This is a genomic window from Lysobacter soyae (assembly GCF_019551435.1).
In the GTDB taxonomy this organism is placed as follows: domain Bacteria; phylum Pseudomonadota; class Gammaproteobacteria; order Xanthomonadales; family Xanthomonadaceae; genus Solilutibacter; species Solilutibacter soyae.
In genome coordinates, this window is the sequence record NZ_CP080544.1 from 1,458,568 (window position 1) to 1,480,031 (window position 21,464).

Consider the following 21,464-nt stretch of genomic DNA (forward strand, 5'->3'; position numbering starts at 1 on the left):
GGCTTACTTCACTTGCGCAAGTTCTGCGCTGACTTCGTCATGGGTCTTCACGACCGAAGCCGACGGTGGCGCGGACAGCAAACTTCCGGCAACAACCGCAAGCGTTGCTGCGATGACACCCGGCACCATTTCATACAGCGCGCTGCCGGAGAATTCTTTCCACACAATGACGGTGGCAGCACCCACCAACATGCCGGCCAATGCGCCCACCCAGGTCATGCGGCGCCAGTAGAGAGACAACAACACGACGGGCCCGAAGGCCGCGCCGAAACCGGCCCAGGCGTAGCTCACCAACCCGAGCACTTTGCGGTCGGGATCGCGGGCCAAGTAAATCGCCAGCAATGAAATCGCCAGCACCGCCATCCGACCAAACCACACCAGCTCTTTCTGACCGGCATTGGGGCGCACGAATCCGCGGTAAAAATCTTCGGTCAGTGCACTCGAGCACACCAGCAATTGGCAGGACAAGGTACTCATGATCGCCGCGAGGATGGCGGACAACAGCACACCGGCAATCCATGGATTGAATAACAACTGGCTTAGGGCGATGAACACACGCTCGTGATTTTCCGTCACCTGCCCTGCCTGATCCGGATGCTGGGCGAAGTAGGCGTTGGCGATGAAACCGACCAACACCGCGCCGAGCAGACACAGGATCATCCAGGTCATGCCGATTCTGCGCGCCTTCGGAATGGTGTGGACGCTTTCGGCGGCCATGAAGCGCGCCAGGATGTGCGGCTGGCCAAAATAGCCCAAGCCCCAGGCAAGTGATGACACCACCGCGATCATGCCGCCCGCACCGATCCAGTCGAGCTTTTGCGGCGCGACTTGGCTGATCAATTCGATACTTGCCGACGGTCCGCCAACGCTAACGATCACAATCACCGGCGTGAGCACCAAGGCGAGAATCATCAAGCTGGCCTGCACCGTGTCGGTCCAGCTCACCGCCAGAAATCCGCCCACCAAGGTGTACAACACGGTTGCGGCCGCACCGAGCCACAAGGCCTGCGCATAAGGCACATGAAACACGCTTTCGAACAAACGGGCACCGGCGACGATGCCGCTGGCGGCATAAATCGCGAAGAACACCAGAATCACCAACGCCGCGAGCACGCGCAGCAATTTTCCGCCTTCGCCGAATCGGGTGGTGAAGTAGTCAGGCAAGGTCAATGCGTCTTGGGTGCGCTCGGTGTAGAGCCGCAGCGGCGCGGCCACAAATCGCCAGTTGATCCAGGCACCGATCACCAGGCCGATCGCAATCCAACTTTCCGACAATCCGGTGAGAAACAGTGCACCCGGCAGACCCATGAGCAACCAGCCGCTCATATCGGAGGCGCCAGCCGACAACGCCGTGACAAACCCGCCCAATGAACGACCACCCAAAATGTAGTCATCGAAATTCCGCGTACGGCGCCATGCCACGAAGCCGATGAGCACCATCGCCAACAGATACAGGCTGAAGGTGATGAGCAATGGGGTGTTGGCGGTCATGCGGGTGCTCCGTGGCGTCCAGCCAAGAGAGTACGCGGCGCAAGCCTTGACGCGCTAGTCTTGCGGCCAGTCAATCTCGACGGCAGGACGCCTGCCATCGCGTGGCACCGGCACCGCTTGCACGGCCTCAAGCACCTTCAATGCATCGACGGTTGCCGCCACATCGTGCACACGTACGATGCGCGCGCCATGGCTGGCGGCAATCAAGTGCGCTGCCACCGAGCCATGTACGCGAACGGCAGGCCGCTCGCGGCCGGTGAGGTCGCCAATGGTGCGTTTGCGCGACAGACCCGCAAGCACCGGCACACCGAGCTCGGTGAATTTACGCAGGCCCGCCAACAATTGCAGGTTGTGCTGCGCCGTTTTGCCAAAGCCAAAACCCGGATCCACCACGATGTTCTTCTTGTCCACGCCGGCCATTTCGCACGCGAAGATTCGCTCGGCGAGAAAACGATGCACCTCGGCGACGACATCGTCGTACACCGGATCGTCTTGCATGGTTTGCGGTTCGCCGATCATGTGCATGATCACGACCGGTACATTCAATTCGACCGCCGCATCCAAAGCGCCGGGTTGCCGGAGTGCATAGATGTCGTTTATGAGTGATGCCCCTGCCGCCACGGCGGCGCGCATCACTTCCGGCTTGAAGGTGTCGATGCTGATTGGCACCGCAATGCGGCCGCGCAAAGCGTCGATCACGGGAATCACACGCGCCAGCTCTTCGTCGATCCCGACAGGATCCGCGCCAGGCCGCGTCGACTCACCGCCGATATCCAAGATCGCCGCGCCTTGGTCCACCAGTTGCAACGCGTGCTTAACTGCTGCATCGGTGGTGTCGTGAAGGCCGCCATCCGAGAAGGAATCCGGTGTCACATTGACGATGCCCATGACTTGCGTGCGATCCAGCTTGACGCTGAGATCGCCGCAATTCAATCGCGGTGCGGTGTCGAACACGTGCGCGTGCCGATCAGTTGATGCTGTCGATGCTCGTTTGCGGGCCACCGATGGTCAGCCCTTCACTCGGAGGCGGCTCGGAGGGCGGCGGCGCGTCCTTCTTCACCCAGCCCACCGGCGGCTTCGGCGTGCGACCGGCCATGATGTCCTTCACCTGCTCGGCGTCGATGGTTTCCCATTCGAGCAGCGCTTTGGCCATGGCTTCGACGATGTCGCGCTTGTCTTCCATGATCTTTTGCGCGCGCGCATATTGCGCATCGAGAATGCGACGGATTTCCGCGTCCACTTTTTGCTGGGTGGCTTCGGAGATCGTCTTGCTCGACATGCCCCATGTGCCGTCTTGCGAATCGGCGTAGACCATGATGCCCATTTCTTCGGACATGCCGTATTTCACGACCATGTCGCGTGCCAAGGCGGTGGCGCGTTCGAAGTCGTTCGATGCACCGGTGGAGATTTCACCCATGAACAAGTCTTCGGCAATGCGGCCGCCGAACAAGATGGCGATTTCTTCCAGCATCTTGTCTTTGTAGGCGCTGATCCGATCGAACTCGGGCAACTGCCAGGTCAGACCCAAGGCCCAACCGCGCGGCATGATTGTCACCTTGTGCACCGGGTCGGCCTTCGGCAAGGACATCGCCACAACAGCATGGCCGGACTCGTGGTAGGCCGTGTTGCGGCGTTCCTCTTCGCGCATGACCATGCTGCGACGCTCGGGACCCATGAAAATCTTGTCCTTGGCGTCTTCGAAATCCAGCATGTCCACACTGTTCTTGTTGCGGCGCGCGGCAAACAAGGCGGCTTCGTTCACCAGATTGGCAAGGTCGGCACCGGAGAAGCCAGGGGTACCCCGCGCCAACACATCCGGACGCACGTCGTCCGACAGCGGAACTTTGCGCATGTGCACGCGCAGGATTTGTTCGCGCCCCTTGATATCGGGCAGCCCGACCATGACTTGACGGTCGAAGCGGCCCGGACGCAGCAGGGCGCGGTCCAAGACGTCGGGACGGTTGGTGGCCGCGATGACAATCACGCCTTCGCCGCCTTCGAAACCATCCATCTCGACCAGCATTTGGTTCAAGGTTTGTTCGCGCTCGTCATTACCGCCGCCCATGCCGGCACCGCGATGACGACCGACGGCATCGATTTCGTCAATGAAGATGATGCAGGGCGAATTTTTCTTCGCTTGTTCAAACATGTCGCGCACGCGCGATGCGCCCACGCCGACGAACATTTCAACGAAGTCGGAACCCGAGATGCTGAAGAACGGCACCTTGGCTTCGCCGGCAATCGCTTTCGCCAGCAAGGTTTTACCGGTACCGGGCGGGCCGACCATCAACACACCGCGCGGAATCTTGCCGCCGAGTTTTTGGAAGCGTGAGGGATCGCGCAGGAACTCAACGAGTTCCGCGACTTCTTCCTTGGCTTCGTCGCAACCGGCGACGTCGGCAAAGGTGACCTTGGTTTGGTCTTCGCTCAACAGCTTGGCCTTCGAACGGCCGAAACTCATCGCGCCCTTCGTCCCACCGGACTGCATTTGTCGCATCAGGTAGAACCAGATGCCGATAAACAGCACCATCGGCAGCAAATTGAACAACAGGCTCAACAAAATGCTGCGACCGGACGATGCGGCTTGTTGCTCGATCGCCACTTTGTGGTTCAGCAGGTCGTTGATGAGATCTTTGTCGCCCGGATTTTGGGTGACCGTTTTGGAGCCGTCTTTCAAGGTCGCGGTGATGGTGCCGCGATCATCGCTGATCACCACCTTGCTGACCTTGTCGGCTTGCACTTGCTGCACGAATTGGTCATAGCTCACATTGCCGGTACCACCCGCGGTCTTCGGCCCAAGGCCTTGGAACACGAGCATCAGCACGATCGCCACGCCCACCCAAATCAGCAAATTCTTGACCAAATCGTTCATTCCATTCTCCGCGCCAATGCGCGCTGATTCACTTTACTGCCTTTTTCCCTTGCGCCAACGCATACACCTCATTCGAGCGTTTGCGTGATGCCTCGGGTTTACGAATCGACACTTTGTTATATCGGCCGCGTAACTCTTTGACGTATGCATCGAAGCCAACCCCTTGAAAGAGCTTGATCAGGAAGTCACCGCCCGTCTTCAAATGTTGGTCGGCGAATTCCATGGCCAATTCGGACAGGTGCATGGCTCGGGCTTGGTCTACGGCATCCACACCACTCATATTGGGGGCCATATCCGAAAGCACAAGGTCCACCCGATCATTGCCCAGCATCTGTTCAAGCGCGGCTGCGACATCGTCTTCACGGAAATCGCCGTGCAGGAACTCGACTCCGGCCAAGGTCGGCATTTCTAGGATGTCAGAGGCGATGACGCGTCCGCTGTCCCCCATGGCCTGACGCACCCACTGTGACCAGCCACCCGGTGCCGCGCCGAGATCGACGACCACCATGCCGGGGCGCAGGAGCTTGTCGCGCGCCACCAATTCTTCGAGTTTGTAGGCGGCACGGGAACGCAGGCCCTCGGCCTTCGCCTTCTTCACGAAAGGATCGGAAAAGTGTTCCTGAAGCCAACGGTGACTGCTTTTGCTGCGCGAGGCCACGGGATTTTTCCGGCCAAATGACAGGCTTCATGATACCTTGCCGTCATTGAACAAAGCTTGTGATGACCATGGCCACCCCACTCTCAAACGCTCAAATCCGCTTCCTGCGCGGTATGGCCCACGATCTGAAACCGTTGATGCAAATCGGCAACAAGGGGCTCACCCCGGCATTCTCCGCCGAATTGGACGCCGCGCTCGAACACCATGAATTGGTCAAAGTGAAAGTGGCCGGCGACGATCGGGAAGCCCGTGATGCCACCATTGACGCCATGGCCCGTGACTTGCGTGCCACCTTGGTGCAACGCATCGGCCACACCGCCGTGCTCTACCGCGAAGCCAAGGAAAAACGTCACATCGTTCTGCCGCGCGCCTGATGGACCTGATCCGCGAGGAAGCCCCCGACTTCCGTTTCGTCATGCGCGGCGCGAATGGTCGCGAAGCGCGGGTGAATGAAGAAATCCTGCGCCAGAGCTTTATCGTCACGCCGGACCAGCTGATCAAGGACTGGGACGTTCATGCTTTGACTGAACTGGATGCGGCGGCCATTGCGCCGCTCATCGCGCTTGCGCCCGAAGTCATCATTCTCGGCTGCGGCGATACACAAGCGTTTCCGCACCCCAGCATCATGGCTGCCTGCCTGAGCCGCGGAATAGGCTTGGAATCGATGGTGAATGATGCGGCGGCCAGGACGTTCAACGTCCTCGCCAGCGAAGGCCGCAATGCCATTGCGGCCTTTATCCTTTCGCGCTGATCAGCGTTTAGGCAGGTATTGCTGGGGATCGACCGGCTTGCCGTCGTAGCGAATTTCGAAGTGCAACATGTCGCGCGACGCTGCGGTGCGGCCAAGTTCGGCGATCTGTTGGCCGGCACTGACCTTCTGACCTTCCGACACCAAGCGCTTGCGATTGTGGCCGTAGGCGGAAAGCCATTCGCCGTTGTGTTTGATGATGATCAGTTCGCCATAGCCCACGAGACCCGCACCTGAATAGACCACGGTGCCGTCCGATGCGGCACGCACCGGCTGACCCGAGGTGCCCGCGATATCAATACCTTGGCGTGTCGGCTCGCCCGCTTTGTAGGTGCTCAGCAAATTGCCGTCGGTCGGCCAGCGCCAGGAGACGTTGCCCGCGGTCGGTACAGTGGCCACGGACGCTGTCGGCGCTGCCGTCGTGGTCGGGCGCGTCGTCGTGCCGCCCGGTCGTGTCGGCGAGGTCACTACCGGCGGTGAGACCACGTTGGTGGTTGCCACCGCCGGCGCGGGCGCGGCCTTGCCGGTGCTCGGATAGAGCTTCAGCCGCTGGCCCGGATAAATCGTGTACGGCGGCGGAATGTTGTTCCACAGCGCCAGATCGAGCGGGGTGATGCCGTTGGTCGTTGAGAGGTGATAGACGGTGTTGCCTTTTTCGACAATGACCGTCGCACCGTACTTCGGCTGCGATACGCGTTCCGACATGGGGACGTAGCCGCTGTTACTTGTTCGGCTCGGCGTATTCGACGAGACCGGTGCACCACCGCCACTGCGTTGGACGACTTCAGTGCTGGTGCAGGCGCCGATCAACAAGCCGATTGACGCGACGGCCACCATCGAAATATTCGAAGACACGGAGCTGGCAAGTTTCATTCGAATCAATTCCTCAAAAACAGATAGCCGATCACGATCAAGACCAGAACAACCACGAACCAACCGACGGGTTCGATCCATTTGTGCAGCAAACGCTCGGCGCGCTCACCGCCCAATCGAATCGCCAAGGCCAGCAACAACACGCGTTTGGCGCGGCCCACGGCCATGGCCGCAAGGTATTGCAGCCAAGGCACACCGACAATGCCGGAAGCCCAGGTAAACACTTTCATGGGAATCGGCATGAAACCGCCGGCCACCAAGAACCAGAACACCGCCCAAGGCGACTCAACCATTTTGGCTTGGATGGTCTGAATGCCACCTTCAATTTTGTCGAGCATGTGCATGGCGGCAAACAGCGGCTTCACCAATTCCCAAGCATGTTGGCCGAGCCAATAACCGACGACCGCACCGAGCATCGAACCGGCCAAGCTGACAAATGCGTAGAAGAACGCGCGTTTGGGGCGCGCCAACGCCATCGGCGCGAGCATCACTTCCGGCATCACCGGGAAGAAGATGGCTTCAATGAAACTCAGTCCCGCCAGAATCCAGGTGGCGTTCTTGTGCTGTGCCCAACGCAGGGCTTTTTCATAGATCGGTTTGAATATTTTCATCGGTCCACTACGCCCGGCAGCAACGGCACGAACAGCACCGGCTCCATTTCCTTGATATCCAAACTACCATCCATCTGTTTGCGAATTCGCACCAACGCTTGCGTTGCCCCACCGCCGACCGGCGCGACCAAGGTGCCGCCGGGTGCGAGCTGATCAATCAGCCCTTCAACGATGGCTTCCGCACCTGCGGTCACCATGATGGCATCAAAGGGGCCCTCTTCCGCCCAGCCGATATGGCCGTCATCGTGCTTGCTGCGCAAGGCAATACCCAACGAACGGAATCGCTTGCGCGCAGTGCGCAACAAATCGCCGATGCGTTCCACCGTGTGCACTTCGATACCGAGCGCAGCAAGAATCGCGGCTTGATAACCGGAGCCGGTGCCGATTTCCAGCACGCGCTTGGGCGCAACATCTGCATCCAAAATGAGTTCGGTCATGCGTGCCACCACCCACGGTTGCGAGATGGTTTGACCGAAGCCGATGGGCAAGGCCGAATCTTCATAGGCGCGCGAGGCCAGCACTTCATCCACAAACAAATGTCGTGGCACGCTGCCGATCGCGCGCAACACATTCGGATTGCGAATGCCTTGCGCTTTCAATCGTTCGACGAGTCGATCGCGGACGCGCTGCGAGGTGAAGCCCACACCACTGGATTGCAATGGCCGACCAATCACGCCTGCGCCTTGCGTTTGGGATCCAAACCGACCACCCAGTTGGCCACCTGCTCAAGCGCATGAAAACGGGTGAGATCGACTTGAATCGGACTAACGGATACCGCGCCGCGATTGACGCAATCAAAATCGGTGCCCGGGCCTGAGTCCTGCGCGGCACCGGCCGGGCCGATCCAGTAGAACTGGCGACCCCGCGGATCCGGCGCGGCAATACAACCTTCGGCGCGATGGCGATTGCCGAGGCGTGTCGCTTCAAATCCGGTGATCTCGTCCCAGGGCAGATCCGGCACATTCACATTGAGAATGGTGTCGGCCGGCAAGGGGTCAGCCACCAGCTGCGCGACGATCTCTACCGCCGCACGCGCCGCCGTTTCGAAGTGTTGCGGCGCATGGTTGCGATTGACGCAAGACACCGCCACCGCGGGCAAGCCCAAAAAGCGGCCTTCCATCGCTGCCGAAACCGTACCCGAATAGATGACATCGTCGCCCAGATTGGCGGCGTTGTTGATGCCGGACACCACGATATCGGGCTCTGCGTCGCCGGCGAACATGCCGGTGAGTGCCAAATGCACGCAATCGGTGGGGGTGCCGTGCACACGCCAATGCCGTTCATCCATTTGCACCACGCGGATGGGCAAATCGAGCGTCAAAGAATTGCTGGCGCCGCTGCGATCACGATCCGGTGCGACGACAAAGACATCATGGCCGGCTTCGCGCAGTGCGTTCGCCAAAACCTTGATGCCCGGCGCATCCACGCCATCGTCGTTGCTGACCAAAATCTTCATTCGCTGCGTATTTCCGCCTAAACCCTCATGATACCGAAAGCGTTTGACCGGCTCATCCTTTAATCTTCTGAAATGTCCGACGAAGACGAACACGCGCTCTTTTTGCAGGCCATCGGCGACGTCCGTCGTCTGGATGCCCCTGCCGAGGCCCCGCCCAAGCCGAAACCGCGCGCCGGCGCCGGCATGCGTGAGCGCGACGAGCAAGCGGCGTTAAGCGAATTCAAGCAAGTGATGTCGCAAACGATCTTGGATCCGGGTGACGTGTCGTCGTTCCGCCGCGATGAGGTGAGCACACGCGTGTTCTCCCGATTGAAACGCGGCGAGTTCGCGGTTCAGGACGAGCTCGATCTGCACGGACTGCGGCTCGAAGCGGCGCAGGCCTTGCTGCGCGAGTTCTTGCGCCAAGTGTCCGCAGAGGGTCTCGGCTGCGTGCGGATCATCCATGGCAAGGGCCGCAACTCGGACGGCGTGCCGGTGATCAAGAATTTCGTGGACCAACACCTACGACATCGACGCGACGTGCTGGCCTTCCACTCGGCGCCCTTGAACCAAGGCGGTACCGGTGCGGTCGTGGTGCTACTGAAGCGGCGTTAGGGCCTTATGCGGCGCGCGATGCGTCGACCACCGCGCCGAGCGCATGCATCACCGTCGTCGCGTAACTTCCCGGATCCAAGTCAAATTGCAGGGTGAGCGTGTCTGCGTCGAACTCGGCACGCAATTCGCGCACCGCCAATCGCAGACTACGGCGTTCCTGCTTCAAACCCGCTTGTTCCAAGCCGGCGCGCAGATCGGTATTGGCAACGTTCATTAGCACCGCCGTTTCCAACGCCTGCGCCGCATCGCGCGTGCGCAGCTCACCCCTGCCCCACATCGGACCGGTGGGATGGATGGCACCGGCAGCGAGACGTGCGTGGATGTCCGCATCGGCATCGACGGGGCCGAAGATGCTCTGGCTTCCGTCGCGCATGAACACATCCCCGGCGATCGCGGTGCGCCAATTGCCCTCGACAACACGTCGAGCCAGCACTTGGTTGAACATCTCGGAGCGCACCGCCGAGAGCAACAAACTGCGCGTTTCACGCCCGACCCGCGTGCCGGCAAACATCTGACGGGCTTGCGCCACATTGTCACCAGCACGACCAAAACGTTGCGCACCAAAATAATTCGGCACCCCGTGCGTGGCGATGTCATCGAGGCGTTGCCGGATTCGTTCGACATCGCCTTTCAGCTCACGCAACACCAATCGAAAGCGATTGCCCTTCAACGCACCGCTCGGTAGTTTCCGGTTATGCCAATGCGCGTCAATGAGCGCAATGGCGTCACCATTCAATGTTGCCGGATCCGGTGAAACGCGCTTGGGCAGCCAGACCGTGAGGCGCTGCGTGGTGACAGCATGCTTGTCCTTCAAGCCGGCGTAACCGATCGCAGACGTCGGCACGCCCGCCCATGTCGCTACCTGCGTGATCAACTCATGGGTGGTGAGACCGCGTTTTTTCAGCGACAGCAACAGGTGTTCGCCGGCGCCGCTGGCTTCGAACGCCGGCAGTTCGTCGACTTGGAAATCCTCCGGCTTGGATCGAAGCCTTGCATGTTCGATGACGGCCGCGCCATCGCGGGGCAAGTCTTCAGCCACGACGCACCAACAGGCAAACCGCTTGTGCCGCGATTCCTTCTTTGCGCCCGGTAAAGCCGAGTTTCTCGGTGGTCGTCGCCTTGACGCTGACGTTGTCGACCTCGGTATGCAGGCCGGCTGCAATCGATGCACGGATGTCAGAAAGATGCGGTGAAATCTTCGGCTGTTCGCAAATGATGGTGATGTCGCAATTACCCAAGCGCCAGCCGCGGTCTTGGATCATCTGGTGTGCATGGCGCAAAAAATCCATGCTGTCGGCATCTTTCCAGCGCATATCCGACGGCGGAAAGTGCACACCGATGTCACCCAGTGCCAATGCACCGAACAAGGCATCGCAAAGTGCGTGCAACACCACGTCGCCGTCACTATGCGCATCGACGCCTGCGCTGTGCGCAATGCGCACCCCGCCCAACATCACGTGGTCGCCCTCACAGAAGGCGTGCACATCAAAACCGCTGCCAATGCGAATGTCGTTACTCATGACTGTGATGCCCTCATCGCGACTTGGATGCGAAACCAATCCAGATCCGGTTGGGTGGTGATTTTCAGATTGTCGGCACGACCCGCCACCAGTTTCGGATGCACACCCGCGTGTTCCATCGCCATTGACTCATCAGTGACTTCAATGCCAGCGTTGCGCGCTGCTTCAAGCGCCTGAATCAATCGGTCTTTGGCAAAACATTGCGGCGTCATGGCGCGCCAATAACGCCCGCGCGGCACGGTGCAGGCCACTTCGGCAGCGTCATTCGACTGTTTCAAGGTGTCGTTCATCGGCAACGCCAGCAAGGCGCCCGAAGGCGATGCACCGGCAGCGGCCAACAGCGCCGTCAGATCATCCAACTGCACATTCGGGCGTGCGGCATCGTGCACCATAACCAAAATGTCGGTGCCGGCGTTGGCAGGAATGCGGCGCAGACCGGCCAGCACGGAATCAGCACGTGAAGCCCCACCCTCGCAACGCAGCACGGGCTTTCCCAACACTTGCGTTGGCAATTCCACGTCGGCGGAGGGCGGTAGTGCCACCACCAAGCCTTCGACTGATGCGTGACGGGCAAGGGCTTCGAGACTGTGCAACAGCACCGATTTGCCCTCGACCTCAACAAACTGTTTGGCAACAGGGCCGCCGAAGCGCTGGCCGCTACCCGCCGCCGGCACCACGCACCAAGCCCGCGGTATCAAGGCGCGCTGTCCGCCGTCCCGGCTTGTGCAGACTTGTCCGCGTCGGCGCTGGGGGACGGTTTGTCGTTGATCACGCGATAGAAGGTTTCACCCGGTTTGATCATGCCGAGTTCGTCACGTGCGCGTTCTTCGACGGCCGCACCGCCGGAAGCGGGATCAGTCAGATCCTTCACTTCGGCGGCCAGGGCGTCGTTGCGTTGTTTACGTGCTTCGTTGTCTTTTTGCTGTGCCTCGACTTTTGCTTTCAAGTCGGCCACATCACGTCGCCCACCCGTGCCCATCCACCACCGGTATTGCAGCAAGATAAACAGCAATACCAGCAGCAAGCATGCAATGCGAACAGGCTTCATGCAGGTGGATCAGCGCTTCAGCGACACAAACGCGGCACGACCCGCATATTTCGCGGCCGCACCCAGTTGCTCTTCGATGCGCAGCAATTGGTTGTACTTGGCAACGCGATCGCTACGGCACAACGAGCCGGTCTTGATTTGGGTTGCCGAGGTCGCCACGGCAATGTCCGAAATCGTGGTGTCTTCGGTTTCACCGGAACGGTGCGAGACGACGGCCGCATAGTTCGCCGCGTCGGCCATGGCGATGGCTTCCAAGGTTTCCGACAAGGTGCCGATTTGGTTGACCTTGATCAGGATGGCGTTGGCCACGTGTTGGTCAATGCCTTCCTTGAAGATGGTCGGGTTGGTCACGAACAAATCGTCGCCGACCAACTGGATCTTGTTGCCGAGACGTTCGGTCAACATTTTCCAACCGGCCCAATCGTCTTCGGCCATGCCGTCTTCGATGGTGATGATCGGGTACTGCGCACACCAATCGGCCAAGAATTCGGTGAACTGTTCGCTGGTGAGGCGCTTGCCTTCGCCGCTCAGGTTGTACTTGCCGCTTTCGAAGAATTCGCTGGAGGCGACGTCAAGGCCGAGAAGAATGTCTTCGCCCGCGGTGTAACCCGCTTTGCCGATGGCTTCAAGAATCGTGTCGAGCGCTTCGGCGTTGCTGCGCAGATCCGGCGCGAAACCGCCTTCGTCACCCACGGCAGTGGAGAGGCCGCGTGCTTTCAACACCGATTTCAATTCATGGAACACTTCGGTGCCGGCGCACAGCGCGTCGGAGAACTTATCGAAGCCGACCGGCAGGATCATGAACTCTTGCAAGTCCACGTTGTTGTCGGCGTGCGCACCACCGTTGATGATGTTCATCATCGGCACCGGCAACACCGGCGCGCGACCATCGGCTAGGTATTGCCACAACGGCAATTTGCGTGAGGCGGCGGCCGCATGGGCCACGGCCATGGAAACGCCGAGCAAGGCATTCGCGCCCAAGCGACCCTTGTTCTCGGTGCCGTCCAAGTCGATCAATCGTGCGTCCACGCCTTTTTGATCGAAAGCGTCCATGCCGTTGACGGCGTTGGCAATCGTGGCATTGACGTTTTCAACCGCCTTGCGCACGCCTTTGCCGAGGTAACGCGTCTTGTCGCCATCGCGCAATTCCACGGCTTCTTTGGCGCCGGTAGAGGCACCGGAGGGCACCGCTGCGCGGCCGAAGCTGCCATCGGCCAAGGTCACTTCCGCTTCCAGCGTGGGGTTGCCACGAGAGTCGAGAATTTCGCGGGCGTGGATTTTTTCGATTTGCACTTGGGGCACTCCAGAGGGTGATATCAATTCTTGAACAAAGATTGCGGAATTATTGTGCGCGACCGTCGCGCTTGACGACTTCATCAATCGCCATCAGGGTTTCGAGCAAGCGTTTCATCTCGCCCAGCGGCCAGGCATTGGGACCGTCAGACAAGGCCTTGGACGGATCCGGATGGGTTTCCATGAAGATGCCGGCGATGCCGACGGCCATGGCGGCGCGTGAGAGCACGGGCACGAACTCGCGCTGCCCGCCGCTGCTGTTGCCCTGCCCGCCCGGCAGTTGCACCGAGTGGGTGGCGTCGAACACGACCGGACAACCGGTGTCGCGCATCACGGCCAAGGAGCGCATGTCGCTCACCAGGTTGTTGTAGCCGAAACTCGCACCGCGTTCGCAGACCATGATGTCTTGGTTGCCGGTGGACTTGGCTTTTTCTACCACCGGCTTCATGTCCCAAGGCGAAAGGAACTGCCCTTTCTTGATGTTGACCGGCTTGCCGGCGGCGCACACTTTGGTGATGAAGTCGGTTTGGCGCACCAGGAATGCCGGCGTCTGAAGGACGTCGACGACCGAGGCCACTTCATCCATCGGCGTGTATTCATGCACGTCGGTCAACAGCGGCACACCCAGCTGACGTTTGACTTCAGCGAGCACGCGCAGACCTTCTTCCATGCCAGGCCCGCGGAAGCTGTTGACCGACGTCCGGTTCGCTTTGTCGAAGCTGGATTTGAAAATGAAAGGAATGCCGAGACTGTCGGTGATCTCTTTCAGCGTACCCGCCGTGTCCACTTGCAATTGCTCGGACTCAACGACGCAGGGCCCGGCAATCAGGAAGAACGGCTTGTCCAGCCCGACTTCAAATCCACACAATTTCATTCGAATGTCCTTTTCGCTGGCATGGGCGTTCAAGCCGCCGCTTCGTTGAGCAATTGTCCACCCGCTTTGTTTTCACGCGCGGCGCGGATGAATCCGACGAACAAGGGATGGCCCTTGCGCGGCGTGGAGAGAAATTCCGGATGTGCTTGGCAGGCGACAAACCACGGATGCTGCGGCCACTCGATCATTTCGACGAGGGTATCGTCCATCGATTTGGCGGAAAACACCAAACCGGTGGCTTCCAACGGCGCGCGGTAATGGTTGTTGAACTCGTAACGGTGGCGATGACGCTCGCCCACCACGTCCGCACCGTAAAGACGATGCGCCAAGGTCCCGGCTTTGATGCGTTGATCCTGCAAGCCAAGACGCATGGTGCCACCCAAATCGCTGGCGTCGTCACGGCGCTCCACGTCACCCGAAGAGGTGCGCCATTCGGTGATCAAACCGATGACCGGATACGGCGTTTGCTTGTCGTTCTCGGTGCTGTTGGCCCCTTCCAAACCGGCCAAGTTCCGCGCGGCGTCCACAATGGCCGCTTGCATGCCGTAGCAAATGCCGAAATACGGCAGATTGTGCTTGCGCGCATATTCGGCCGTGGAGACCTTGCCCGCAAATCCGCGATCACCGAAGCCGCCCGGCACCAGTACGCCATGGACATCGGACAACATCGCTTCGGCGCCGAGGCGTTCCACATCTTCCGATTCGAGCCATTTGATATTGACGCGGGTGCGCTGGCGAATGCCGCCGTGCTTCAAGGCCTCGGCCACCGACTTATAAGCATCTTTGTGATCGACATATTTGCCGACCATGGCGATGGTGACTTCGTCGATCGGGTTTTGCGAGGCATCGACCACTGCTGCCCACTCGGACAAATCAGCGTCGGCACTTGCCGCGCCTTCCAAACGCAATTGCTCCACCACCAATTGATCCAGGCCTTGCTCGTGCAACCAGGCCGGAATCTTGTAAATGTTGTCGAGGTCGATGGCGGTGATGACCGCGCGCTCCGGCACGTTGGTAAACAGCGCGATTTTGCGCTTCTCACCTTCGGGCAAGGGTTGTTCTGCGCGGCAGATCAACACGTCCGGCTGGATGCCGATGGAGCGCAGTTCTTTCACCGAGTGCTGCGTGGGTTTGGTTTTCAGCTCACCGGCCGCAGCGATATAGGGCACCAGGGTGAGGTGCATGAACATGGCATGGGCGGCGCCGCGTTCGGTACGGATTTGGCGAATGGCTTCCAGGAAAGGCAGCGATTCAATATCGCCCACCGTGCCGCCGATTTCGACCAAGGCCACATCGAAACCTTGCGTGGCCGCATCGATGCGCTGCTTGATTTCATCGGTGATGTGCGGAATGACCTGCACCGTGCCACCGAGGTATTCGCCCTTACGCTCTTTGCGGATGACGGCGTCGTAAATCTTGCCGGTGGTGATCGAGTTCTTGCCCGACAAGCGGGTGGACACGAAACGTTCGTAGTGGCCGAGGTCGAGATCGGTCTCGGCACCGTCGTCGGTGACATAGACCTCACCATGCTGGAAGGGGCTCATGGTGCCGGGATCGACGTTGATATACGGATCCAACTTCATCATGGTGACGCGCAGACCGCGCGCTTCCAGAATGGCGGCAAGAGAGGCGGCAGTAATGCCTTTGCCAAGAGAGGAAACCACACCACCGGTGACGAAAATCAGCGGGGTTTTGGCGGCAGCGGGGGATGTCATAAGGGCGTCGGCTCGCTGGAAACCCGTATTTTACCGATTCGCGCCCCGACCTGCTCGCATTTTTGAACGCGCAAGAAAAAGGCCGGCATTTCGCCGGCCTTTCCATTCGGAATCACGGGCTCAGCGTCGACGCTCTTCCTCTTCTTCCTCGGCATCGCCGGTCTTGGAGGCTTTCTCAGCCTTCTTGGCGGCGGCCTTGGCCTTGGCTTGATCGGCGGCCGCCTTGGCTTTGTCAGCCTCTGCCTTGGCGTGATCGGCGTGCGCCTTGGCGGCATCTGCCTCGGCGCTGGCCGTGGTCGTCTTCGCCTGCGCCCAAGCGCCGCCGGCAAAAACCAGCGCGGCGAGACCCGACAGCAGGACAAGTGACTTCATTTTCATCTCGAACTCCTTTTGTTCCATCAGGAACGGGATTATTTTCTCCGGTTTCAGCTGAACGGCACCTGCCCGTACACTGTTCCTATCGTCTTGTCTGGTTTTCCATGAATACTCGTTACAACGCCTCAGATATCGAAGTCCTTTCCGGCCTGGACCCGGTCAAACGCCGCCCCGGGATGTATACCGACACGACGCGTCCCAACCATCTGGCGCAGGAAGTCATCGACAACGCGGTGGACGAAGCCTTGGCCGGTCATGCCTCGCGCATCGACGTCGTCCTGCATGCCGACGGCAGTTGCGAAGTCTCGGATGACGGCCGCGGCATGCCCGTCGACATCCATCCCGAAGAAGGCATTCCCGGGGTGGAACTCATCCTCACCCGTTTGCACGCAGGCGGAAAGTTCAGCAATCGCAACTACACCTTCAGCGGCGGCCTGCATGGCGTCGGCGTCTCGGTGGTCAATGCCTTGTCGACGCGCGTGGATGTGTTTATCAAGCGCGACGGCAACGAATACAAGATGTCCTTTGCCGATGGCGACCGGACGTCGCCACTCGAAGTGATTGGCGCAGTCGGCAAGAAAAATACCGGCACCCGCGTGCACTTCTGGCCGGATGCGAAGTATTTCGACACGCCGAAGTTTTACGTGCGCGCGCTGAAACACTTGCTGCGCGCCAAAGCCGTACTCTGTCCGGGCCTGACCGTCACGCTGTTCGACGAGGCCAGTGGCGAGAAAGACCGTTGGTATTACGAAGACGGTTTGCGCGATTACTTGAACGGCGAACTCGGTGACAACGAACGCTTGCCGCCGGAAATGTTCGTCGGTCAGCTGAAGAAAGACACCGAGGTGGTCGACTGGGCCGTGGCTTGGCTGCCCGAAGGCGAATTGGTGCAGGAAAGCTATGTCAACTTGATTCCGACTGCGCAGCACGGCACGCATGTCAACGGATTGCGCACCGGCCTCACCATGGCCTTGCGCGAGTTCTGCGAATTTCAGAATCTGCTGCCGCGCGGCGTGAAATTGGCACCGGAAGACGTCTGGGACCGGGTCACGTTCGTGCTGTCGTTGAAGATGCAGGAGCCGCAATTCTCCGGGCAAACCAAAGAACGTTTGAGCTCCCGCCAAGCCGCCGGATTCATCGAAGGCGCTGCGCATGATGCGTTCTCGCTGTGGCTCAACACCCATACCGAACTGGCCACGCGCATTGCACAACTGGCCATCGAGCGTGCCTCGGCGCGTTTGAAAACCGAAAAGCAAATCGTTCGCAAGAAAGTCACCCAAGGTCCTGCCCTGCCCGGCAAACTTGCCGACTGCATTTCGCAGGACTTGGCGCGTACCGAGTTGTTCCTGGTGGAAGGTGATTCAGCAGGCGGTAGCGCACGTCAAGCACGCGACAAAGACTTCCAGGCCATCCTGCCGTTGCGCGGCAAGATCTTGAATACTTGGGAAGTCGCTTCGGGCCAAGTGCTGGCCTCAGATGAAGTGCACAACCTCGCTATCGCCATCGGCTGCGATCCCGGCAAAGACGATATTTCCGGCCTGCGCTATGGGAAGGTGGTGATCCTCGCCGATGCCGACTCCGACGGCCTGCACATCGCAACGCTGCTCGCGGCGTTGTTCGTCCGCCACTTCCCCGCTTTGGTCAAAGCCGGGCATGTATTTGTGGCGATGCCGCCGCTGTTCCGCGTGGATGTCGGCAAGCAAATGTTTTATGCGCTGGACGAAGAAGAGAAACGCATCCTGTTGGAACGCGTCGAGACTGAAAAAATGAAAGGCGCCGTCAGCGTCACACGCTTCAAAGGTTTGGGCGAAATGAATCCGACGCAATTGCGCGAATCTACGATCCATCCTGACACCCGTCGATTGGTGCAATTGACAGTGGACGATGACGAGAAAACACGCAGCCTGATGGACATGTTGTTGGCGAAAAAGCGCGCCGCCGACCGCAAGTCCTGGCTTGAGCAGAAAGGCGATTTGGCCACTTTGGAGGTTTGAGTGCAGGCATCCGGCGACCGCCATCTCGATCTTGGCTGCGGTAAGTTCCCGCGAAATCCCTATGATCGCAGCGCGTTGTGCGGCGTCGACATCCGGCCCTTGACCATTGAGGGCGTGGACTATCGTCCCGCCAATCTGACCTTGGAACCGATACCGTTTGACGATGGGCATTTCGCCTCGGTGTCGGCATTCGACTTCATTGAACATGTGCCGCGCATGCTTCCGAGCGCAGACGGCCGTTCAACACGCGCGCCCTTCATTGAGTTGATGAACGAGGTGTGGCGCGTGCTCGAGCCGGGCGGACGTTTTTATGCGATCACGCCGGCCTGGCCAAACATTCAGGCGTTTTCAGATCCGACCCATGTCAACATCATCACCGAAGACACCCTCGCCTATTTCGTCGGCGACAATCCGCTAGGCCGCATGTACGGCTTCCAAGGCACCTTCAAAAAATTGCGGCAGGATTGGGTCAATCCGGAACAATCCCGACATGCCGATGCCGACAACGATGCCAACGCTTTAAAGGTGAAGCGTTACGACACACCCGCGAAGCGTTTGGCGCAAAGCTGGCGTCATTGGTCGCGACGCATGCGCGGCAAACCCGAAGAATCTTTCGTCGACCAGCATTGGCTGCGCTGGGAACTCGAAGCCGTCAAACCTTGATGCACTCGCCGTCATCGACGGCAAAGCTCACATGGCTTTGAGCGCATCCAGCGTGGATTTGACGTGGCCGTTCGGGCTCATTTCCGAATGCACGTGCACAATTTTTCCGCTCGGTGAAATGACATACGAGGTTCGGCTGGACCAGCCCGGCTTCAAGGCCAACAACGCGTCGTAGGTCTTGGCGATTTTCGCGCCGGGATCGGCCGCCACCGGAAACTTGCCGCTGCAGAGTTTCGTGTCGGCGGAAAACTTGGCCAACTGATCCAGATTGCCGGCCGTCACGCCGATGACCGTGGCCTTATAGGTTTTGAACTGATCAATCGCCTCGGAAAACATGTGCGCTTCCACATTGCAGCCCGAGGTGTAGGCTGCAGGAAAAAAGTAGACAACCACCGGGCCGCGCTTAAGGGCGTCGGCAAGATTGAACGTAAACGCCTTGCCACCCAAATAGGCTTGCGCTTTAAAAGTCGGTGCGCTGGCACCGGCCTTCAATTCGGCGTTTGCCGGAACGGCAGCGAGACCGACGGCGACGATTGCAACGGCCAAAGTGCGCTGAAGTAGGGTGTTCATCGTGACGGGATCCGAGCAGGAAGAGACCTAGAGCTTACGCCTATACTGTTTCGAAGATGCGAAACGCGACACACTGGACGCGCGTCGGCATGCGCGATAGCGTAGACGGGTTGCATTTCTGACACCTTTGGGGAAAACATGTTGAAACGTACTCTCGTGGCTGCGGGCGTGCTTGCCTGTAGCTCGGCATTTGCACAAGCGCCGTCGGCGATGGATCTCTCCCGCCACGCCGAAATCAATCAAGTCGCGCTCTCACCGGATGGCAAGTACGTTGCCATGACCGTACCGACCGCCGACGAAAAAGAAACCCAATTGCAAATCGTTTCGCTAGACGGCAGCGGCAAGACGCAAACCTTGCGTTTCGGTCGACTGGAACACGTGAGCGACATTGTGTGGACGGCAGACGACCGCATCACCGTGGCGCGCGCACGCACGCGTCCGCTGCGCCCGTTGCCGGTCAGCCTCGGCCAATTGTTTTCAACCAATCTCGATGGCAGCGATCAGGAAACCCTGTTCGGCTACTTCCGTGACAGCGGCTCAACCACCGGTCGCCGCAAGGACCAAGGTTTCGCCTCGGTTGCGCAAGTGATCGACAAAGAACCGGGCATGGCCTTGGTGCAATTCACCTGTTGGGATTGCGGCGAAACGCCGGATACCGTGGTGTACAAAGTCGATACGCGCACCGGTCATCGTGATGAAGTCGAACGCGTGAAAGGCACTGCGTCCATCTTCTTCGACCAAGACGGCAAGTCGCGTGCGCGCGTGCTGTACAACATCGACAGCGAACCGATCAAGATCGAATGGCGTAAGACCGTTGACGGTCCGTGGACGGAAATGCCGCGCGCCCTCGCCGGCCGTGAAATCGAACGCGCGTTTTTCTCGAAGGACGGCAAAACCATGTATGCCGTTTTGACCAACGGCGGTGAAGCCACCTCGTTCTACAAGATCGACATGGCGAACGAAACACGCGAAGAATTGCCGAGCCGTGCAGGGTTTGACGTGTCGGGCATCTTGCGTGCCGGTCGTGGCGGTGAACCGTTCGGCTCGATGACCGACGCTGGCAAGCCGACGATCAAATACTTCGACCCCACCTCGGAATACGCCAAGTTGCACGCCGGGATGCTGAAAGCCTTCCCGGGCCAGCTGGTGGAAATTTTGAGCTTCACGCGTGACAACAAGAAAGTGTTGATCTACACCCATTCCGATCGCAATCCGGGCGCCTGGTATGTGGTCAACCGCGACGACAACAGCCTGCAACTCGTGGCCGAAGCAATGCCGTGGATCAAACCGCAGCAACTGGCGCCGATGATGCCGGTGGAATTCAAGTCGCGTCACGGTGAGACGCTGCAAGCGTTCGTGACCCGCCAAGGCGGTGGCGCACAACCGATGATCGTGTTGCCGCACGGTGGCCCGCATGGCCCGTACGACCGTTGGGGTTTTGATCCGGACGCACAATTCTTTGCGACGCGCGGTTACACCGTCATCCAAGTCAACTATCGCGGCTCGGGTGGTCAAGGCAAGAAGTTCGAAGAATCGGGCTATCGCGAATGGGGCGGCAAGATGCAGGACGATCTTGCGGATGCCGTGAAGTTTGCCGTGGACAATAAATGGGCGGATGCCAAGCGCGTCTGCACATTCGGCGCCAGCTACGGCGGCTATGCGGCGTTGATGCAGCCGATCCGCTTCCCGGAGTTGTACCGCTGCGCCATCGGCTATGTCGGCGTGTATGACCTGACCGTGATGAACAAAGCCGGCGATATCCCGGATACCGAATCGGGTCGCCGTTATTTGAAGCGCGTGCTCGGCGACGAGAAAGCGGTCTGGATCGCCAACTCGCCCGCCCGCAACGTCGACAAGATCAAAGTGCCGGTTTTCCTTGCACAAGGTGCCGTCGACAACCGCGTGCCGATGGATCAATTCAACGCGATGAAGAACGCCATGAGCGCGAACGGCGTCAAGGTTGAAACCATGGTGGCAGCCGGTGAAGGTCACGGCTTCTTCGATCCCAAGAATCGCGAAGCGCTTTACTTGAAAGTTGAGGATTTCCTCAAACGCAACGACGCCCCTTAAGGCGTTTCTATGCCGCAAAACGAAAGCCCTTCCGGTCTC

General features: G+C 59.6%; 23 protein-coding genes. 6 read left to right on the forward strand and 17 right to left on the reverse strand.

What is annotated here, in order from left to right; translation table 11 throughout:
• Positions 1 to 3: 3 nt before the first annotated feature.
• Genes putP through rlmE form a run of 4 tightly spaced genes read right to left on the reverse strand, consistent with a single transcriptional unit; the run spans position 4 to position 5,021 of the window.
• Complete coding sequence (gene putP, locus H8L67_RS07020; RefSeq protein WP_220379140.1) at positions 4 to 1,491, reverse strand: sodium/proline symporter PutP; 1,488 nt, start codon at positions 1,489 to 1,491, stop codon at positions 4 to 6.
• Between the two features lie 54 nt (positions 1,492 to 1,545).
• The gene (gene folP / locus H8L67_RS07025) at positions 1,546 to 2,445 is read right to left on the reverse strand and encodes a dihydropteroate synthase (protein WP_220379141.1); all 900 of its coding nucleotides are present in this window, start codon (positions 2,443 to 2,445) and stop codon (positions 1,546 to 1,548) included.
• A 13-nt stretch (positions 2,446 to 2,458) separates the two neighbouring features.
• The gene (gene ftsH / locus H8L67_RS07030; RefSeq protein ID WP_220379142.1) at positions 2,459 to 4,363 is read right to left on the reverse strand and encodes an ATP-dependent zinc metalloprotease FtsH; all 1,905 of its coding nucleotides are present in this window, start codon (positions 4,361 to 4,363) and stop codon (positions 2,459 to 2,461) included.
• 28 nt (positions 4,364 to 4,391) lie between these two features.
• On the reverse strand, positions 4,392 to 5,021 hold the full coding sequence (gene rlmE, locus H8L67_RS07035) for a 23S rRNA (uridine(2552)-2'-O)-methyltransferase RlmE (protein WP_220379143.1): 630 nt from the start codon (positions 5,019 to 5,021) through the stop codon (positions 4,392 to 4,394).
• 68 nt (positions 5,022 to 5,089) lie between these two features.
• On the opposite strand from rlmE, the gene yhbY reads away from it, so the two are divergent.
• A complete protein-coding gene (gene yhbY, locus H8L67_RS07040) occupies positions 5,090 to 5,395 on the forward strand; it encodes a ribosome assembly RNA-binding protein YhbY (RefSeq protein WP_220379144.1) in 306 nt (101 codons plus the stop codon).
• Positions 5,395 to 5,772, forward strand: coding sequence for an Mth938-like domain-containing protein (locus tag H8L67_RS07045; protein ID WP_220379145.1), 378 nt, complete (start codon positions 5,395 to 5,397; stop codon positions 5,770 to 5,772). The genes yhbY and H8L67_RS07045 overlap by 1 nt, the downstream gene beginning before the upstream one ends.
• Here H8L67_RS07045 and H8L67_RS07050 read toward each other — a convergent pair whose 3' ends face one another.
• From H8L67_RS07050 to surE, 4 genes are read right to left on the reverse strand one after another with little or no spacing between them, the layout of a single operon-like run.
• On the reverse strand, positions 5,773 to 6,642 hold the full coding sequence (locus tag H8L67_RS07050; protein WP_255555908.1) for a peptidoglycan DD-metalloendopeptidase family protein: 870 nt from the start codon (positions 6,640 to 6,642) through the stop codon (positions 5,773 to 5,775). It abuts the gene before it with no gap.
• Positions 6,643 to 6,647: 5 nt separating this feature from the next.
• The gene (locus H8L67_RS07055) at positions 6,648 to 7,253 is read right to left on the reverse strand and encodes a YqaA family protein (protein WP_220379146.1); all 606 of its coding nucleotides are present in this window, start codon (positions 7,251 to 7,253) and stop codon (positions 6,648 to 6,650) included.
• Positions 7,250 to 7,927, reverse strand: coding sequence for a protein-L-isoaspartate(D-aspartate) O-methyltransferase (locus H8L67_RS07060; RefSeq protein WP_220379147.1), 678 nt, complete (start codon positions 7,925 to 7,927; stop codon positions 7,250 to 7,252). Before H8L67_RS07060 ends, H8L67_RS07055 begins: the two co-directional genes overlap by 4 nt.
• The gene (gene surE / locus H8L67_RS07065; RefSeq protein WP_220379148.1) at positions 7,924 to 8,709 is read right to left on the reverse strand and encodes a 5'/3'-nucleotidase SurE; all 786 of its coding nucleotides are present in this window, start codon (positions 8,707 to 8,709) and stop codon (positions 7,924 to 7,926) included. Before surE ends, H8L67_RS07060 begins: the two co-directional genes overlap by 4 nt.
• Before the next feature lie 72 nt (positions 8,710 to 8,781).
• Here surE and H8L67_RS07070 point away from each other — a divergent pair, with 72 nt between their 5' ends.
• Positions 8,782 to 9,303, forward strand: a complete 522-nt coding sequence (locus tag H8L67_RS07070; RefSeq protein WP_220379149.1) for a Smr/MutS family protein — start codon at positions 8,782 to 8,784, stop codon at positions 9,301 to 9,303.
• 4 nt (positions 9,304 to 9,307) lie between these two features.
• On the opposite strand, the gene truD is transcribed toward H8L67_RS07070, so the two are convergent.
• The 8 genes from truD to H8L67_RS07110 form a co-directional block, all read right to left on the reverse strand.
• Positions 9,308 to 10,342 carry a tRNA pseudouridine(13) synthase TruD gene (gene truD, locus H8L67_RS07075; protein WP_255555909.1) on the reverse strand — a complete coding sequence of 345 codons (1,035 nt, stop codon included), beginning with the start codon at positions 10,340 to 10,342 and terminating at the stop codon, positions 9,308 to 9,310.
• Positions 10,335 to 10,823, reverse strand: a complete 489-nt coding sequence (gene ispF, locus H8L67_RS07080; RefSeq protein WP_220379150.1) for a 2-C-methyl-D-erythritol 2,4-cyclodiphosphate synthase — start codon at positions 10,821 to 10,823, stop codon at positions 10,335 to 10,337. The genes truD and ispF overlap by 8 nt, the downstream gene beginning before the upstream one ends.
• Positions 10,820 to 11,521, reverse strand: coding sequence for a 2-C-methyl-D-erythritol 4-phosphate cytidylyltransferase (gene ispD / locus H8L67_RS07085; RefSeq protein WP_255555910.1), 702 nt, complete (start codon positions 11,519 to 11,521; stop codon positions 10,820 to 10,822). Before ispD ends, ispF begins: the two co-directional genes overlap by 4 nt.
• Entirely contained in the window at positions 11,518 to 11,871 is a 354-nt protein-coding gene (gene ftsB / locus H8L67_RS07090; RefSeq protein WP_220379151.1) for a cell division protein FtsB, read from the reverse strand. Before ftsB ends, ispD begins: the two co-directional genes overlap by 4 nt.
• 9 nt (positions 11,872 to 11,880) lie before the next feature.
• Complete coding sequence (gene eno / locus H8L67_RS07095; protein WP_255555911.1) at positions 11,881 to 13,164, reverse strand: phosphopyruvate hydratase; 1,284 nt, start codon at positions 13,162 to 13,164, stop codon at positions 11,881 to 11,883.
• Positions 13,165 to 13,213: 49 nt separating this feature from the next.
• The gene (kdsA, locus tag H8L67_RS07100) at positions 13,214 to 14,038 is read right to left on the reverse strand and encodes a 3-deoxy-8-phosphooctulonate synthase (RefSeq protein WP_220379153.1); all 825 of its coding nucleotides are present in this window, start codon (positions 14,036 to 14,038) and stop codon (positions 13,214 to 13,216) included.
• Between the two features lie 29 nt (positions 14,039 to 14,067).
• On the reverse strand, positions 14,068 to 15,753 hold the full coding sequence (gene pyrG, locus H8L67_RS07105; protein ID WP_220379154.1) for a CTP synthase: 1,686 nt from the start codon (positions 15,751 to 15,753) through the stop codon (positions 14,068 to 14,070).
• A 120-nt stretch (positions 15,754 to 15,873) separates the two neighbouring features.
• Positions 15,874 to 16,125, reverse strand: coding sequence for a hypothetical protein (locus H8L67_RS07110; RefSeq protein ID WP_220379155.1), 252 nt, complete (start codon positions 16,123 to 16,125; stop codon positions 15,874 to 15,876).
• Positions 16,126 to 16,232: 107 nt separating this feature from the next.
• Here H8L67_RS07110 and parE point away from each other — a divergent pair, with 107 nt between their 5' ends.
• Positions 16,233 to 18,122: a DNA topoisomerase IV subunit B gene (gene parE / locus H8L67_RS07115; protein WP_220379156.1), complete on the forward strand. Its 1,890-nt coding sequence runs from the start codon at positions 16,233 to 16,235 to the stop codon at positions 18,120 to 18,122.
• Entirely contained in the window at positions 18,123 to 18,785 is a 663-nt protein-coding gene (locus H8L67_RS07120; protein ID WP_220379157.1) for a methyltransferase domain-containing protein, read from the forward strand. It abuts the gene before it with no gap.
• Positions 18,786 to 18,812: 27 nt separating this feature from the next.
• On the opposite strand, the gene H8L67_RS07125 is transcribed toward H8L67_RS07120, so the two are convergent.
• Complete coding sequence (locus tag H8L67_RS07125; protein ID WP_220379158.1) at positions 18,813 to 19,355, reverse strand: peroxiredoxin; 543 nt, start codon at positions 19,353 to 19,355, stop codon at positions 18,813 to 18,815.
• A gap of 138 nt (positions 19,356 to 19,493) precedes the next feature.
• On the opposite strand from H8L67_RS07125, the gene H8L67_RS07130 reads away from it, so the two are divergent.
• Positions 19,494 to 21,425, forward strand: a complete 1,932-nt coding sequence (locus H8L67_RS07130) for an alpha/beta hydrolase family protein (RefSeq protein ID WP_220379159.1) — start codon at positions 19,494 to 19,496, stop codon at positions 21,423 to 21,425.
• Positions 21,426 to 21,464: the final 39 nt, after the last annotated feature.